This window comes from Streptomyces prunicolor (assembly GCF_045162825.1).
Lineage (GTDB): Bacteria > Actinomycetota > Actinomycetes > Streptomycetales > Streptomycetaceae > Streptomyces > Streptomyces prunicolor.
The window spans coordinates 3,344,788-3,359,350 of sequence record NZ_CP108676.1 but is presented as its reverse complement, the minus strand read 5'-3'; the positions used below and the strand labels follow the sequence as shown (position 1 = coordinate 3,359,350).

General features: G+C 68.7%; 14 protein-coding genes. 6 read left to right on the top strand and 8 right to left on the bottom strand.

The genetic code is table 11. The features are described from left to right. The first annotated feature begins 10 nt into the window (after positions 1-10). The 3 genes from OG588_RS15005 to OG588_RS14995 all read left to right on the top strand — a co-directional run bounded on the left by OG588_RS15005 (position 11) and on the right by OG588_RS14995 (position 3,042). Positions 11-1,225 (top strand): RNA-guided endonuclease InsQ/TnpB family protein, encoded by a 1,215-nt coding sequence (locus tag OG588_RS15005; protein ID WP_405947711.1) that lies wholly within the window; start codon positions 11-13, stop codon positions 1,223-1,225. A 275-nt stretch (positions 1,226-1,500) separates the two neighbouring features. After that, positions 1,501-1,995, top strand: coding sequence for a DUF3145 domain-containing protein (locus OG588_RS15000; RefSeq protein WP_405947710.1), 495 nt, complete (start codon positions 1,501-1,503; stop codon positions 1,993-1,995). 117 nt (positions 1,996-2,112) lie between these two features. Then, the gene (locus OG588_RS14995) at positions 2,113-3,042 is read left to right on the top strand and encodes a hypothetical protein (RefSeq protein WP_405947709.1); all 930 of its coding nucleotides are present in this window, start codon (positions 2,113-2,115) and stop codon (positions 3,040-3,042) included. Between the two features lie 7 nt (positions 3,043-3,049). On the opposite strand, the gene OG588_RS14990 is transcribed toward OG588_RS14995, so the two are convergent. The 6 genes from OG588_RS14990 to fasR all read right to left on the bottom strand — a co-directional run bounded on the left by OG588_RS14990 (position 3,050) and on the right by fasR (position 10,698). Beyond that, positions 3,050-5,674 carry a hypothetical protein gene (locus OG588_RS14990; protein ID WP_405947708.1) on the bottom strand — a complete coding sequence of 875 codons (2,625 nt, stop codon included), beginning with the start codon at positions 5,672-5,674 and terminating at the stop codon, positions 3,050-3,052. An 85-nt stretch (positions 5,675-5,759) separates the two neighbouring features. Further along, positions 5,760-7,031, bottom strand: a complete 1,272-nt coding sequence (gene fabF / locus OG588_RS14985; protein ID WP_405947707.1) for a beta-ketoacyl-ACP synthase II — start codon at positions 7,029-7,031, stop codon at positions 5,760-5,762. 83 nt (positions 7,032-7,114) lie between these two features. Further along, the gene (locus tag OG588_RS14980; RefSeq protein ID WP_057583001.1) at positions 7,115-7,363 is read right to left on the bottom strand and encodes an acyl carrier protein; all 249 of its coding nucleotides are present in this window, start codon (positions 7,361-7,363) and stop codon (positions 7,115-7,117) included. A gap of 105 nt (positions 7,364-7,468) precedes the next feature. Beyond that, positions 7,469-8,467: a ketoacyl-ACP synthase III gene (locus OG588_RS14975; RefSeq protein ID WP_019060340.1), complete on the bottom strand. Its 999-nt coding sequence runs from the start codon at positions 8,465-8,467 to the stop codon at positions 7,469-7,471. 18 nt (positions 8,468-8,485) lie between these two features. Beyond that, positions 8,486-9,403 (bottom strand): ACP S-malonyltransferase, encoded by a 918-nt coding sequence (locus OG588_RS14970; RefSeq protein WP_405947706.1) that lies wholly within the window; start codon positions 9,401-9,403, stop codon positions 8,486-8,488. 89 nt (positions 9,404-9,492) lie between these two features. Further along, positions 9,493-10,698 (bottom strand): fatty acid biosynthesis transcriptional regulator FasR, encoded by a 1,206-nt coding sequence (fasR, locus tag OG588_RS14965; RefSeq protein ID WP_405947705.1) that lies wholly within the window; start codon positions 10,696-10,698, stop codon positions 9,493-9,495. Positions 10,699-10,942: 244 nt separating this feature from the next. Between fasR and OG588_RS14960 the strand changes: the two genes are divergently transcribed. Further along, on the top strand, positions 10,943-11,593 hold the full coding sequence (locus tag OG588_RS14960; protein ID WP_405953127.1) for a pirin family protein: 651 nt from the start codon (positions 10,943-10,945) through the stop codon (positions 11,591-11,593). Here the strand turns inward: OG588_RS14960 and OG588_RS14955 are convergent. Both OG588_RS14955 and OG588_RS14950 read right to left on the bottom strand, forming a co-directional pair. Next, entirely contained in the window at positions 11,590-12,411 is an 822-nt protein-coding gene (locus OG588_RS14955) for a serine hydrolase domain-containing protein (RefSeq protein WP_405947704.1), read from the bottom strand. The genes OG588_RS14960 and OG588_RS14955 overlap by 4 nt on opposite strands. A gap of 18 nt (positions 12,412-12,429) precedes the next feature. Next, the gene (locus OG588_RS14950; RefSeq protein WP_405947703.1) at positions 12,430-12,897 is read right to left on the bottom strand and encodes a GNAT family N-acetyltransferase; all 468 of its coding nucleotides are present in this window, start codon (positions 12,895-12,897) and stop codon (positions 12,430-12,432) included. Between the two features lie 97 nt (positions 12,898-12,994). Between OG588_RS14950 and OG588_RS14945 the strand changes: the two genes are divergently transcribed. Both OG588_RS14945 and OG588_RS14940 read left to right on the top strand, forming a co-directional pair. Next, the gene (locus tag OG588_RS14945) at positions 12,995-13,459 is read left to right on the top strand and encodes a MerR family transcriptional regulator (protein WP_317771187.1); all 465 of its coding nucleotides are present in this window, start codon (positions 12,995-12,997) and stop codon (positions 13,457-13,459) included. Continuing rightward, on the top strand, positions 13,456-14,472 hold the full coding sequence (locus OG588_RS14940) for an aldo/keto reductase (protein ID WP_405947702.1): 1,017 nt from the start codon (positions 13,456-13,458) through the stop codon (positions 14,470-14,472). Before OG588_RS14945 ends, OG588_RS14940 begins: the two co-directional genes overlap by 4 nt. Positions 14,473-14,563 lie beyond the last annotated feature (91 nt).

Here is a 14,563-nt window from a genome sequence, read left to right as displayed (position 1 = left end):
GGTGGGCTGGATGATCCGTGCGTACAAATTCCTCATGCGGCCCACAGTGGGCCAGCAAGTCGCGCTGAGCGAGATGCTGCGCGATCACTGCTCCCTCTACAACGGGGCCTTGCAAGAACGTCGCGACGCCTACCAGCACGCCTCGAAGACGAGCGTGAGGTACGGGCAGCAGTCCGGACAGCTCAAGGACATCCGGGCTTTCGACCCCGAGTGGCAGGGGCGCTGGTCCTTCTCCTCGCAGCAGGCGACGTTACGACGGTTGGACAAAGCGTTCGCCGCGTTCTTCCGTCGGATCAAAGTCGGGGACAAGCCCGGGTTCCCGCGCTTCCGTGGGGCGAACTGGTTCGACACGGTGGACTTCCCGAAGGACGGGGACGGCTGCCGGTGGGACTCCACCCCGCACGACCCCGTAACCCGGGCCCGCTTCCAGGGCGTTGGGCACGTCAAGATCAACCAGCACCGTGTGGTGATCGGCAAGATCAAGACCGTGTCGGTCAAGCGCGAGGGCCGTAAGTGGTTTGTCGTGCTGACCGCCGAGCAGTCCCGGCCCGAGCCGCAGCCCGCGACCGGCTCAGTGGTCGGCATCGACCTCGGTATCGCCTCGTTCCTCACCGATTCCAACGGCGTGCACATCGCCAACCCGCGCCACGCACGCAAGGCCGCCGCAAAGCTCGAAGTCGCGCAGCAGGCCCTGAGTCGGTTCCCGCGCCGCAGGGCCAAGGACCGCACCCGCAACCATCAGCGCGCTGTGGACAACGTCGCCCAGATCCACGGCAAGGTACGCCGCCAGCGGCTCGACCACGCGCACAAGACCGCGCTCAGCCTGGTTCGTGAGCACGACTTCATCGCGCACGAAGACCTTAAGATCCGCAACATGAGCAAGGCTCCCGCGCCGAAGCCGGACCTCGAGAAGCAGGGCAGCTTCCTACCGAACGGGGCCGCGAGCAAAGCCGGACTGAACCGTTCGATCGCTGACGCCGGTTGGGGGTTGTTCCTCGCGATCCTGAACGCAAAGGCTGAAAGCGCCGGGCGGGAAGTGATGGCCGTGGACCCCCGTAACACGTCCCGCACATGCCCCGAATGCGGGTACACCGCCAAAGAGAACCGGCGCACCCAGGAAAAGTTCCACTGTCTCTCGTGCGGCCACCGGGCACACGCCGACGTCGTCGGAGCAACCAACGTTTTACGGGCCGGGCTGGTCCGCCGCGACGCCAACCAGGCATAGCGAGAAGCCACCCCGTCCACGGGGTGGAGGAGTCACAACGGTCTCAACCCATCACCACACAACTGACAACGCGCCAGAGTTCCCGCACCCACCCGATGCAACGGCACACCCCCGTACAAGCGTCCCCATGGGTGAATGGCGGCGTTTCCTGGTACCTGGAGGGACGGTACGTCACACTCCGCGCGCCGCCGCACGGTAGCCTCGCCCTCAACGTGGCTGCCCTGCCGCCGCCGTTCGCCAGTCAGCAAGATGCCCCGCTCTGTCCGGAGGTCCCGGTGACGACACGTGGAGTTCTGTACGTGCACTCCGCGCCGCGCGCGCTGTGCCCGCACGTCGAGTGGGCCGTGGCCGGGGTGCTCGGCACACGCGTCAGCCTCGACTGGATCCGACAGCCCGCCGCCCCCGGAACCTGGCGCTCCGAATTCTCCTGGCAGGCAGAGGTCGGAACGGCCTCCAAGCTGGCGTCGGCCCTACGCGGCTGGCACCTGCTCCGCTTCGAGGTCACCGCAGAGCCCTGCCCCACGGCCGAGGGCGAGCGCTACAGCTGCACCCCCGAGCTTGGCATCTACCATGCCGTCACTGGCATCCACGGCGACATCCTCATCCCCGAGGACCGACTCCGCGCAGCCCTGACGAGGTCTCAGCAGGGCGAGACCAACTTGGAATCAGAGATCGCCAAGCTCCTCGGCAAGCCGTGGGACGACGAGTTGGAGCCGTTCAGGTACGCGGGCGAGGGAGCCCCGGTGCGCTGGTTGCATCAGGTGGTTTAGGGGCTTTGCCGTCCCGGTCGAGCGTGGGGGGTGCACGCGAATCGGGGACAGGATGTCGGCGACGTGACACCCTCGTAGTCCGCCGATCGCGGCGGGTCGACGGGATGAGGGGGCGGGATGGCGGAGATCGTCCTGGTGCACGGAATCGCCCAGGAGCAGAAGTCGGCCGACACCCTGGAAAAGGAATGGCTGCCCGACTTGGCCGGCGGGGTGCGAACTGCCGGCGGTGCCAGGCTTGCTGACGAATTGTGGCGCAGTGCCCGACCGGGTCGGCTGGAATCCCGTATGGCGTTCTACGGCGATGTCTTTTTGAAGAAGGGGGCTCAAGGAGCCGCCGAGGATCCGGCCGAACTCACCGGCACCCAGCAGGAACTCACCGACGCCCTGGCTCTCGAATGGCTTCGCAATGCGCGCGACCGAGCTCCCGAGCCTGGTGACCGGCGTATCGCTCGGACGGTCCTCTACGACATCGAGGGCGGAGACGAAGGGCGGCAGGGCCGCAGGTCGGCGGGACGGGCCGCGGTGAACGGGCTCGCCCGGCTCAAGTGGTTCAGTCGGCTGGGCATGGGGTTCGCGCAGCGCTTCGTCAACAAGTCCTTGGTCCAGGTCACGCGCTACATGACCGAACCTTCCGTGTACGAGGAAGTGCAGCAGCGGATCGCTGACCTGATCGGTCCCGAGACGAGGATCCTGGTGGGGCACTCCCTCGGGTCGGTTGCCGCGTACGAGGCTGCTCTCCGCTTGGAGGGAGAGCTTCCGCTGCTGCTGACTCTCGGTTCCCCGCTCGGACTGCGCACATTCGTCCATGACCGGCTGGACGGTGAGCATCAGGTCCCTGAGCTGGTGGGGCGTTGGGTCAACCTTGCCGACAAGGACGATGTGATCGCGGCGGAGCCGGACCTTGCCAAACGCTTCGCCGATCCTCGTGGCGTTCTTGAGTCGGACTGGACACTGAACAACGGCGAGGACGACCCGCACAGCGCCCAGGCGTACCTGACGAAGCTGCAGACGGGACGGGCAGTCCGAGAGGCTCTGGAGCCCCGGTAGGAAGATGTCAGTCGGCCGTCATCAGGGCACGGAGCGCTTTGAACATGCTCTGACGAACGTCCCTTGCCAGGGCGGCGTCCTCCCCCTGGTGCCGTTCGATCTCCACGAGCAGTGTGCCCCAGCTCGCGATGGCCTCGGTGACCCTTTCGGTTGCGTGCAGACAAATTGCGACGCCGTTGCGCGCTGTGAGGTGGAGGCGGCTGCCCAACAAGCCCGGGATTCGTTCGATGTCCGTCACGAGCGTGCGAAACCGCAACAGGGCTCGGGTCGGATCGCCGGCCTGGCGCATCCAGGAGGCGGCGTTGTTCCGGGTGGTCAGTGTGACGAAGTGCTCCGGGCCCAGGGCGCGCCCGCAGTCGGTCTCCAGCTTGAGGTAGAGGAGAACTGCCATGGCGGGATCGTCAACGCCCAACCAGTCCGCGGCAAGCGCACCGACTTGGAGGATTTCCTCGGCGTCAGGATGGTGAGGGGCGTCCGGACGCGCGGGGTCCAGAGCGTCCTGGCAGTCGGCAGCGAGTTCCTCGTAGAGCTTCCGTGCGGCGGAGTGATTGCCACACATGTCGGTCCAGTGGGCGACGCCTCCCTGTGCGTTCAGGACAGCGAGGTTGTAAGTGCCCAGCGCTTTCTTGAACCGGCTGAGCCAGTTCGACCAGCGCAGGAGATTGGTCTCGGGCACGGGGGAAGGCCGGTCGACCAGAGACTGCACCACTCCGTTGGGGTCGTCCTGCTCCCAGAAGTGGGTGGCTTCCGCCTCGGCGGCATAGTCGTAGAGAGGGTCTCCGTCGATCTGCTTGCCTCGGGGAGCGAGTTCGCGCAGCGCTTGGCCCAGGGCTTCGTGGCCGGCTGCGACGACTACGGCGAACTCCGCCCCGGGACGCGTTTTCCCGGAGGCCAGATACTGGGACAGCGTGGGGTGGAACAAAGCGTAGGCCTGCGTCTCACCATCCAGCGGGCGAGTGATGACGAGCCGTCTGAGGCGTTGCAGGGTGCTCTTTACGAGTTTCGGAGTGGCGGAGCGGCGGAGATGGGCCACAGCCTGGAGGAGCAAGGGCTCCGGGACGGCGACGGCTCCGGTGGCGGACGCGGCGGAGGTCAGAACGGTCAGGACGGCATCGACGACCGAGTCCTCCCAGGGTTCGTCACCCAGGATCTTGTGCAGCCGCTGGGTGTACGTGTCGTCGGTGTCGTCCGGGAGCGTGTCGAGACCGTAGTCCTCCAGCCAGTCGGCGAGCAGGGTGACCACCAGCCAGTTGCCCCCGCTCCGTTCGACCACGTGCCGGTGTACGTGATCTCCGATTCCGCGTCTCGTCAGATAAGCCGTGATCTGGTTCTCGTGAGCGGCTGTCAGCTCTACGGACGTGAACTCCCACCACGTCGGTGCGGCCTCCGGCCGACCGGAGAGCAGGACACGCATGCCGAGTATGGACCGGGTCTGCTGATAGCCCTGACGGTAGATCAATTCGGTGACCAGGTCGCGGATTTCGGGCAGCACCGACTGCCGCAACTGGTCGAGGCCGTCGAGGGCGATACGAATCGAAAGCTGCTCGATCGGCACCTTTTCATGAAGCTGGTCCAACGCGTTCAGCAACGACTGCTTGTTGCCTCCGTCCGGCCCATCGACATAGACATTGGCGAAACCCGGCACGCTTGCCCGGAGTTGGTGGGCCAACGACCTTGCCACGCTGTTGACGTCATCCGCCGGCCGTAATCCATACAGTGCGTGAATGAACCCCTCGGGAATGTCCTTGCTGAGTTCGGGCCGGGTCAGCGCGGTCAGCAGAGTGGTCTTTCCGGAGCCTGCCGACGCTTGCACCATGGTCACGGTCTGCGCTGTCGTGGCAGCCACCACCCGGCCGACGTCCGGCGTCGCCTGGAAGTTCCGCAGCTCCCGGGCAAGCGGGCGAGGCGCCTGGTTTCGCGCGAGCCACAGTTCGGAGGATCCGGAGCTGCCGTTGTAGTCCAGTCCGACCGACTGGTGCTCCAGGACGTCCCGTTCCACGACGCTCGCGTGGATGTCGCGGCAGTACAGCAGTGGTTCGCCACGAACGGTGCCGTGGCGCAGAATGTGCGCGGTCTCCCGGGAGAACGCGCACTCGTACGACGGCTCCAGGCTGGACGAGGTGAGCAGGTGAAAGCGGCGGTCCATGTCCGTCTCGTTGAGTACGAGCCACCGCTTCGCCGCGGTCACCGCACCCTGCCCCGCGTCGCAGGTGTCCAGCAGCAGAATCAGCCCCTGGAGCCGCGGACGCGCGGACAGGAAGCGTCCTATCTCGGTGACCAGCGGATAGGGGCGAACCCGAGCCCCGAGGTCTTCCTGCGCGTTGTTCGGCAGTACGTAGTACTCGTGATCGGTACGCAGTCCATGACCGATGTAGGCGAGGACCAGGACCGCTCGCTCGGCGTCGGCCCGATCGAACGCGTCGACCAGAGCCTCGTCGAGCTTGTCCCGGCTCGGATCGAGTAAGGGGCCATCGAGCTCTGGCAGAGCGTGGGAGCAGCCACCGACGGCAGGCCGACGCACCACCTCGTCCAGCTCGCCGGCCGCCGTCTCCAGGGATTCCAGGTGTTTCCCAGAGCCCAGGCTCTCGCACTGCGACCCGATGACCAGCGAGAGCCGTCCCCCCTTTCCCATGCGTTCCAGCATAGGAGGCGGCCTGCCTCTCAACGTGGTGAAAGAGAGAGACAGGCCGCCTAAATCCTCATGCGGGCAAGGGAGTTCAGACCGTCCGGAACGCCAACACCACGTTGTGCCCACCAAACCCGAACGAGTCGTTCAGCGCGGCGATACGTCCCTCGACCGGCAACTTACGAGCCTCACCGCGGACGACATCCGCGTTGGCCTCGGCCTCAGGGTCAAGGTTCTCGACATTGATGGTCGGCGGCGCGATCCGGTTGTACAGCGCGAGGACGGTGGCGACCGACTCGACGCCACCCGCGCCGCCCAGCAGATGCCCGGTCATGGACTTCGTGGCCGAGACAGCCATGTGGTCCGCGTCGTCACCGAACACCTTGCGCAACGCCTTGAGTTCGGCCACGTCACCCGCCGGCGTCGACGTCGCGTGCGCGTTCACGTGCACGATCTCCGCCGCGTCGAGATCCGTGTTGTCCATCAGGTTCCGCAGGGCCTGCGAGATGCCACGCCCCTCCGGCTCCGGCTGCACGATGTCGTGGCCGTCGGCGGAGATGCCCTGCCCGACCGCCTCGGCGTACACCCGGGCACCACGCTTCGCGGCGTGCTCGGCGGACTCCAGGACGAGGACGCCCGCGCCCTCGCCGAGGACGAAGCCGTCGCGGCCGGTGTCGTAGGGACGCGAGGCGCCCTGCGGGTCGTCGTTGTTCTTGGACATCGCCATCATGTTGCCGAACGCGGCGATGGGGAGGGGGTGAATGGCCGCCTCCGTGCCACCCGCGACGACGACGTCGGCGCGGCCGGTGCGGATCATCTCGATGGCGTAGCCGATGGCCTCGGCGCCGGAGGCGCAGGCGGAGACCGGCGTGTGCACGCCCGCGCGGGCGCCCACGAGCAGACCCACGTTGGCGGACGGGCCGTTCGGCATCAGCATGGGGACGGTGTGCGGGGAGACGCGGCGGACGCCCTTCTCCTTCAGCACGTCGTACTGGTCGAGCAGGGTCGTCACACCGCCGATGCCGGAGGCGATGACGGTGCCCAGCCGGTCGGGGTCGACCGCCGGGTCCTCGCCGGCCTTGTCGGTGAAACCGGCGTCCGCCCAGGCCTCCTTGGCCGCGATCAGCGCGAACTGAGCCGAGCGGTCCAGACGGCGGGCCTGCGGACGCGGGATGACCTCGGAAGGTTCCACGGCGATGGTCGCGGCGATACGGACTGCCTGCTCGGCGGCCCACTCCTGCTCCAGGGGCTTCACACCGGACTTGCCGGCGATCAGACCCTCCCAGGTCGAGGCTACGTCGCCACCCAGCGGTGTGGTTGCGCCGATACCGGTGACGACCACGGTGCGATTGGTCGGGCTCACGGGAATTCTCTCTCCAACGGTACGAGGATTAAGCGGCGCCACCGCCGGGTGGCGGGGCCATGCAGCCGGGCCTATGAGGTGGCTCAGGCCTGGTGCTTGAGGATGTAGCTGGTCGCGTCGCCGACCGTCTTGAGGTTCTTGACATCCTCGTCGGGGATCTTGACGTCGAAGCGCTCTTCAGCGGCGACGACGACCTCGACCATGGACAGCGAGTCGACGTCCAGGTCGTCGGTGAAGGACTTGTCCAGCTGGACGTCCTCAACCGGGATGCCGGCGATCTCGTTCACGATGTCGGCGAGACCGGCGACGATCTCTTCCTGAGTGGCGGCCATGTCAGGCGCTCCTTCTTTGTGATCCAGAGGGTGTGGCGTTCCCGCCGCGGCAGCGGCGGGTGAGTACAGCCGTGCCGGATCCGATGATGATCCGGCACGGAGTGCCTAGGGGAGGGTAACGACCGTCGCGGCGTACACGAGACCCGCCCCGAAGCCGATGACGAGCGCGGTGTCGCCGCTCTTGGCCTCGCCGGTCGCCAGAAGCCGCTCCATAGCGAGCGGAATCGAGGCGGCCGAGGTGTTGCCGGTGGTGCGTACGTCACGCGCGACCGTGACGTGCTCCGGCAGTTTCAGCGTCTTCACCATCGAGTCGATGATCCGCTCGTTGGCCTGGTGGGGAATGAAGACATCCAGGTCGTCCGGGGTGATCCCGGCCGCGTCCAGCGCCTGCTGGGCGACCTTCGCCATCTCGAACACGGCCCAGCGGAACACCGCCTGGCCCTCCTGCGTGATCGCAGGGAACTTGCCCGTGCTGTCGTACTCGGTCCACGGCACGGTCTGCTTGATGGTGTCGGACTTGTCGCCCTCCGAGCCCCACACGGTCGGGCCGATCATCGGCTCCTTGGCGGGGCCGACCACCACCGCTCCCGCGCCGTCACCGAACAGGAAGGCCGTCGCGCGGTCCTCCAGGTCGGTCAGGTCGGACAGCCGCTCCACGCCGATGACCAGCACGTACTCCGCGCTGCCCTCGACGACCATGCCCTTGGCGAGGGTCAGGCCGTAGCCGAAGCCCGCGCAGCCCGCCGAGATGTCGAACGCGGCGGCCTTGTTCGTGCCCAGCTTGTCGGCGATCTCCGTCGCCACGGCCGGGGTCTGCTTGAAGTGCGAGACCGTGGACACGATCACGCCGCCGATCTGCTCGGCGGTGATGCCCGCGTCCGCGATCGCCTTGCCGGACGCCTCGATGGACATCGCGGCGACGGTCTCCTCGTCGTTCGCCCAGTGCCGGGTCTCGATGCCCGAACGGGAGCGGATCCACTCGTCCGACGAGTCGATCGTCTCCAGGATCACCTCGTTCGGGACGACCCGGACCGGACGGTAGCCGCCCACGCCGAGGATGCGCGCGTACGGTGCGCCCTTGCTCGGCTTGATCTTCGTCGACATGTTCCTACGGCTCCTTCTTCAGGCGTTGGCGTGCTCGGAGATGAGCTCGCGGGCCGCGTCGAGGTCGTCCGGGGTCTTCAGGGCCAGCGTCTTCACGCCGGGCAGGGCGCGCTTGGCGAGGCCGGTCAGGGTGCCGCCGGGGCACACCTCCAGGAGCGCGGTGACGCCCAGCTCCTTGAAGGTCTCCATGCACAGGTCCCAGCGGACCGGGTTGGCGACCTGGCCGACCAGCCGCTCCAGAACCTCGGCACCGGTGGCGACGGCCTGGCCGTCCTTGTTCGAGACGTACGTGATCTTCGGGTCGCCGGGCGTCAGTTCCTGCGCGGCCTTGGCGAGCGTGTCGACCGCCGGGCCCATGTGCCGCGTGTGGAACGCGCCGGCCACCTTGAGCGCTACGACCCGTCGCACGCCCTCGGGCTTGTCGGCCTCCAGGGCGGCGAGCTGCTCCAGTGTGCCGGCGGCCACGATCTGGCCCGCGCCGTTCACGTTCGCCGGGGTCAGGCCCAGCTTCTCCAGGTGCGCGACCGTCGTGTCCGGGTCGCCGCCGAGCAGCGCGGACATCCCGGTCGCGGTGATCGCGGCGGCCTCGGCCATCGCCAGACCACGCTTGCGTACGAGGGTCAGAGCGGCGGTGTCGTCCAGGACGCCCGCGAGGACGGCGGCGGTGATCTCGCCGACGCTGTGACCGGCGACCGCACCGGGCGACACGTCACCGAGTGCCGCGGCGGAGACCAGTCCGGCGGCGACGAGCAGCGGCTGGGCGACGGCGGTGTCACGGATCTCGTCCGCGTCGGCGTTCGTGCCGTAGTGCACCAGATCGAGGTCGGCGGCGGCCGAGAGGGCACGCAGACGGTCCTCGACACCGGGGAGGTCGAGCCAGGGAGTCAGGAAGCCGGGCGTCTGGGCGCCCTGGCCGGGAGCGACGAGTACGAGCACTCTCACACTCTCTCTTGGAGACGGGCACGGCCGCCCGTGGGGACAGGGACGAAGAACGGGAAGGGGATTTGTGGAGCCCCGACAAAAGGCTAGTTCTGGGGATCTCCATCGGCCAGACGTCCCAGGATCAGCGCGATCCGCAGCGTGAACGCCGACCGTACATCCGACGGCGACCAGCCGGTGACGTCAGTCACACGTCGGAGCCGGTAGCGCACGGTGTTGGGATGCACGAACAGCATCCGCGCGGCACCTTCGAGGCTGCTCGCCTGCTCCAGATAGACACTGAGCGTCTCCAGGAGCGCGGACCCGGCCTCCTCCAGCGGTCTGTAGATCTCCTCCACCAACTGGTCCCGGGCGCCGGGGTCGCCGGCCATCGCGCGTTCCGGAAGCAGGTCGTCCGCCAGTACCGGGCGCGGGGCGTCCTGCCAGGCGGAGCACGCCTTGAGCCCGGCGGCGGCGGCCTGCGCGGACCGGGTGGCGGCGAGCAGATCGGGCACGATGGGGCCCGCCACGACGGGTCCGGCCGCGTACGGCCCGATCAGCGACTTGGCGACGGCGAGCGGATTGTCACTGCCACCCGCGATGACGACGAGCCGGTCGCCGAGCACGCCGGTGAGGACTTGGAGCTTGGCGTGGCGAGCGGCCCGCCGAATCGCCTCGACGGTCAGTTCACTGTCGCCGTCGGGTGCGGTGCCGAGGACGACGCAGACATGCTCGGGCGAGTTCCACCCGAGCGCGGCGGCCCGGGATACGGCCCCCTCGTCGGCCTCGCCACTGAGCACGGCGTTCACGACGAGGGACTCCAGCCGGGCGTCCCACGCGCCGCGCGCCTCGGCGGCCTGCGCGTAGACCTGGGCGGTTGCGAAGGCGATCTCCCGGGCGTACACGAGGAGCGCCTCGCGCAGCACGGACTCGTCGCCGGGCGCGGCGACTTCGTCGATGGCGGACTCCATGACCTCGATGGTGGTCCGCACCATCTCGACGGTCTGCCGGAGGGTGATGGCGCGGGTCAGTTCACGCGGAGCGGTCCCGAACACGTCGGTGGAGATGGCCTGCGGCGCGTCCGGGTGCCGGAACCATTCGGTGAACGCGGCGATACCGGCCTGCGCGACCAGCCCGATCCAGGAACGGTTCTCCGGTGGCATCGCCCGGTACCACGGCAGCGTCTCGTCCATGCGCGCGATGGCCTGGGCGGCGAGACTCCCGGACGACTGCTCCAGCCGCTTCAGAGTCGCCGGGTGCGAGTGGGCACGGGGCAGGGGGCCTACGGGTCTGCTGGTTTCGGGTTCGGGCACGGGACAAGACTGCACCATCTTTTGGTTCGGTCGCCTTCGGGGCGCTCTAAGCCGGTGTCGAGAGCCCCACCGTGCTCGGCGCTGCGCGCCTGCGCGCGCTGGGGCTCTCGACACCGGCGCGCCCCTACGGCTCCCTCTCGGCCGTCCACGTGGGGACAGTTGGACTTGGTGGGCCCGCACCCGGCGTCGGGCTGGACGCCGTGGGGATCGGGCCGGTGTCCGCAGGGCTACCGTTGAGGGCGTGATGGACGTACGGCGCTCCGCCGAGCGCTACCCAGGGGGTGACCCGCAGGCCGGGATCCAGTCCTGGCATGCCTTCTCCTTCGGGCCGCACTACGACCCCGACAACCTGCGGTTCGGCGCGCTCATCGCCTGCAACGAGGAGCGACTCGCCCCCGGCGCCGGTTTCGACGAACACCCGCACAGCCACACGGAGATCGTCACCTGGGTCGTGGAAGGGGAGTTGAGCCACCGCGACTCCACCGGCCACCTCACCCGCGTCCGCCCCGGAGACGTCCAGCGCCTCAGCTCGGCGGCCGGAGTCCGGCACGTCGAGCGCAACGACAGCGACGCACCCCTGACCTTCGTACAGATGTGGCTCGCCCCGCTGGAACCGGGTGGCGAACCGTCGTACGAGATAGTCCATGGCATCGCCGACTCCACGCCGTACGCGGTGCCGGAGGCGGGCGCGATGCTGCACGTGCGGCGGCTCGTGCCGGGGGAGCGTACGGCCGTACCGGACGCGGTGCATGTGTATGTGCATGTGGTGCGGGGTGAAGTGAGCCTGGGTGGGGAGAAGTTGGGGCCGGGGGATGCCGCGCGCATCACGGACGCGCGGGATCTGGTGGTGGAGGCGGCCACCGGGGCCGAGGTGTTGATGTGGGAGATGCTCTAGAGCTCCGCGAGGACCGCGTCCGTGAACGGCGGCCACGCCTCGACCGCCCACGGCCCGAACGCCCGGTCCGTCAGCGCCACGCATCCCACCCCGGCCACCGGGTCGATCCACAGGAACGTACCCGACTGCCCGAAGTGGCCGAATGTGTGCGGCGAGGACGAACTCCCCGTCCAGTGCGGGGACTTGGAGTCGCGGATCTCGAAGCCGAGGCCCCAGTCGTTGGGGTTCTGGTGGCCGTAGCCGGGGAGGACACCCTTGGTGCCGGGGTACTGGACCGTCATCGCCTCGGCGACCGTGCGGGGGTCGAGGAGGCGGGGGGATTGGACCTCGGCGGCGAACCGCGCGAGATCCTCGACCGTCGAAACGCCGTCCTTCGCCGGGGAGTCGGCGCCTTCCAGCGTGGTCGACGTCATGCCCAGGGGGTCCAGCACCGCCTGCCGCAGATACTCCGCGAACGGGATCTCCGTCGCCTTCGCGAGGTGGTCGCCGAGTTGCTCGAAGCCCGCGTTCGAGTACAGGCGGCGCTGGCCGGGCGGGGCGGTCACCCGGTGTTCGTCGAAGGCCAACCCCGAGGTGTGGGCGAGGAGATGGCGGACCGTGGCGCCGGGCGGGCCCGCCGGTTCGTCCAGCTCGATCGCGCCCTCCTCGTACGCGACGAGGGCCGCGTACGCCGCGAGCGGCTTGGTGACCGAGGCGAGCGGGAAGCGGTGGTCGGTCGGGCCGTGGGTGCCGAGGACGGTCCCGTCGGCTCGTACGACGGCCGCCGCGGCGGTCGGCACCGGCCAGTTCTCGATCAGCGCGAGGCTCTGCAAGGACATGTCGTCGAGCCTAAGTGGTCAGAGCTTCAGCTCCATCAAAGGGTCCGGCTTGGGCACGAAACCGAGCGAGGCGTAGAGCGGCTCGGCCTCCGTGGACGCGGTGAGGTGGACGCGCCGGGCGCCACGCTCGCGGAACCACGCCAGCAGCTCGTCCATGGACGCGCGCGCGTACCCGCGACGCCGCGCGTCCGGGTCGGTGGCCACGCTGAAGACGTACCCGACCTTGCCGTGCGGGTTGCCGGCCTTCCCGATCCGGTACTCGATGGTCCCGACCACGAGGGCCGCCAGCGCTCCCGGCCGCTCGGGGTGATCGACGACGAACGCTCCGAAGTCCTCGTCCGACGCGAGCCGCCCCCGTAGCGTCGGCAGGGACTCCGCGTGCCAGTCCGTGCCGGGGTCCGAACCCGCCATCGAGTCGATCATCACCTGGCGCAGTCGCAGTAGTTCGGCGGCATCGTCGGGGGCGGCCCGTCGTACGAGACTCATGTCCCGCACGCTATCCACCGCACCCCCGACCCGTCCTGCGGATTTCTTACCGGTTCCGCTTGCTTCGAGTGCACTCCAAGGCCCTAGCGTGGTGGCCATGACGGTGATGGAGACCACGGGTACCAGTACCGACAGCTGCGCGGGCCCGCCGCAGGCCGACCGGCGTCCGGACGGCGAGGACAGCTACACGATCAGCGAGGTCGTCGCCTTCACCGGCCTGACGGCACACACCCTGCGCTGGTACGAGCGCATCGGCCTGATGCCGCACATCGACCGCTCGCACACCAACCAGCGCCGCTACAGCAACCGCGACCTCGACTGGCTCGACCTCGTCGGCAAGCTCCGCCTGACCGGGATGCCGGTCGCCGACATGGTCCGCTACGCCGAGCTGATGCGCGAGGGCGAGCACACCTACGGCGACCGCTTCGAACTCCTGGAGGCGACCCGCCGGGACGTCATCGCCAGGATCGCCGAACTGCAGGACACCCTGGCCGTCCTCGACCGGAAGATCAACTTCTACGCCACGGCCGGCCGCGCCTACGAACAGGAGAAGGCAGGATGACCGACACCTCGATCCCGACCGCACGACTCGGCGCGGCCGGCCCCGAGGTCGGCGTCCAGGGCCTCGGCTGCATGGGCATGAGCTTCGCCTACGGCCCCTCGGACGCGAAGCAGTCACAGGCCGCGCTGGACCGCGCGTTCGACCTGGGCGTGACCCTGTACGACACGGCGGACGCGTACGGTCAGGGAGAGAACGAGCGGTTCCTGTCGCCCTTCTTCAAGGCCCACCGCGACCGGGTCGTCATCGCCACGAAGTTCGCCCTGTCGATCCCGCCCGGCGAGCCCACCCGGCGCGTCATCCGCAACGACCGCCCGTACATCCGCCAGGCGGTCGAGGCCAGCCTGCGACGCCTCGACATCGACACCATCGACCTCTACTACATGCACCGCCGCGACCCGGCCGTCCCCATCGAGGACACCGTCGGCGCGATGGCGGAACTGGTCGCCGAGGGCAAGGTGAAGCATCTCGGCCTGAGCGAGATCACGGGCGCGGAACTGCGGGCCGCCCACGCCGTCCACCCGATCGCCGCCGTCCAGTCGGAGTGGTCGCTCTTCAGCCGCGACGTCGAGATCAGCCTGGTGGGCGCCGCCGCCGACCTGGGCGTGGCGGTCGTACCGTACTCACCGCTCGGCCGAGGCTTCCTCACGGGTTCGTTCGCGAACGCCGAACAGGACCTCACCGAGAGCGACTACCGCCGCACGCAACCCCGCTTCACCGGCGAGAACGCGGCCGCCAACGGCGCGCTCCTGGACCCGGTCCGCACGGTCGCCAAGGCGCACGAAGCCTCCCTGGGCCAGATCGCCCTGGCCTGGGTGCAGCAGCGGGCACAGGTCCACGGCCTCCCGGTCATCCCGATCCCGGGCACGACCAAGCCCGGCCGGGTGGAGGAGAACACGGCGGCGACCAGGATCATCCTCACGGATGAGGAACTGTCCCTACTGGAGCCGATCGCGGGGAAGGTGGCAGGCGACCGCTACACGGACATGTCGTTCGCTTCTTCCAGCAGGGAGTAAGTAAGTAGCGCCCTTAACTGGAGCGCCCCGAAAGGGGCGCGGGGAACTGCGCGACCGGCCACAACGGACCCGCGGCCGAAAAACAACAAGT

Coding starts and splice junctions, on each gene's coding strand:
- OG588_RS14955 (WP_405947704.1), bottom strand. CDS start 12,411: ATGTCCTTGCAGAGCCTCGCGCTGATCGAGAACTGGCCGGTGCCGACC.
- OG588_RS14980 (WP_057583001.1), bottom strand. CDS start 7,363: ATGGCCGCCACTCAGGAAGAGATCGTCGCCGGTCTCGCCGACATCGTG.
- OG588_RS14995 (WP_405947709.1), top strand. CDS start 2,113: ATGGCGGAGATCGTCCTGGTGCACGGAATCGCCCAGGAGCAGAAGTCG.
- OG588_RS14975 (WP_019060340.1), bottom strand. CDS start 8,467: ATGTCGACGAAGATCAAGCCGAGCAAGGGCGCACCGTACGCGCGCATC.
- OG588_RS14950 (WP_405947703.1), bottom strand. CDS start 12,897: ATGAGTCTCGTACGACGGGCCGCCCCCGACGATGCCGCCGAACTACTG.
- OG588_RS14945 (WP_317771187.1), top strand. CDS start 12,995: ATGACGGTGATGGAGACCACGGGTACCAGTACCGACAGCTGCGCGGGC.
- OG588_RS14940 (WP_405947702.1), top strand. CDS start 13,456: ATGACCGACACCTCGATCCCGACCGCACGACTCGGCGCGGCCGGCCCC.
- OG588_RS15005 (WP_405947711.1), top strand. CDS start 11: ATGATCCGTGCGTACAAATTCCTCATGCGGCCCACAGTGGGCCAGCAA.
- OG588_RS14990 (WP_405947708.1), bottom strand. CDS start 5,674: ATGGGAAAGGGGGGACGGCTCTCGCTGGTCATCGGGTCGCAGTGCGAG.
- OG588_RS14960 (WP_405953127.1), top strand. CDS start 10,943: ATGGACGTACGGCGCTCCGCCGAGCGCTACCCAGGGGGTGACCCGCAG.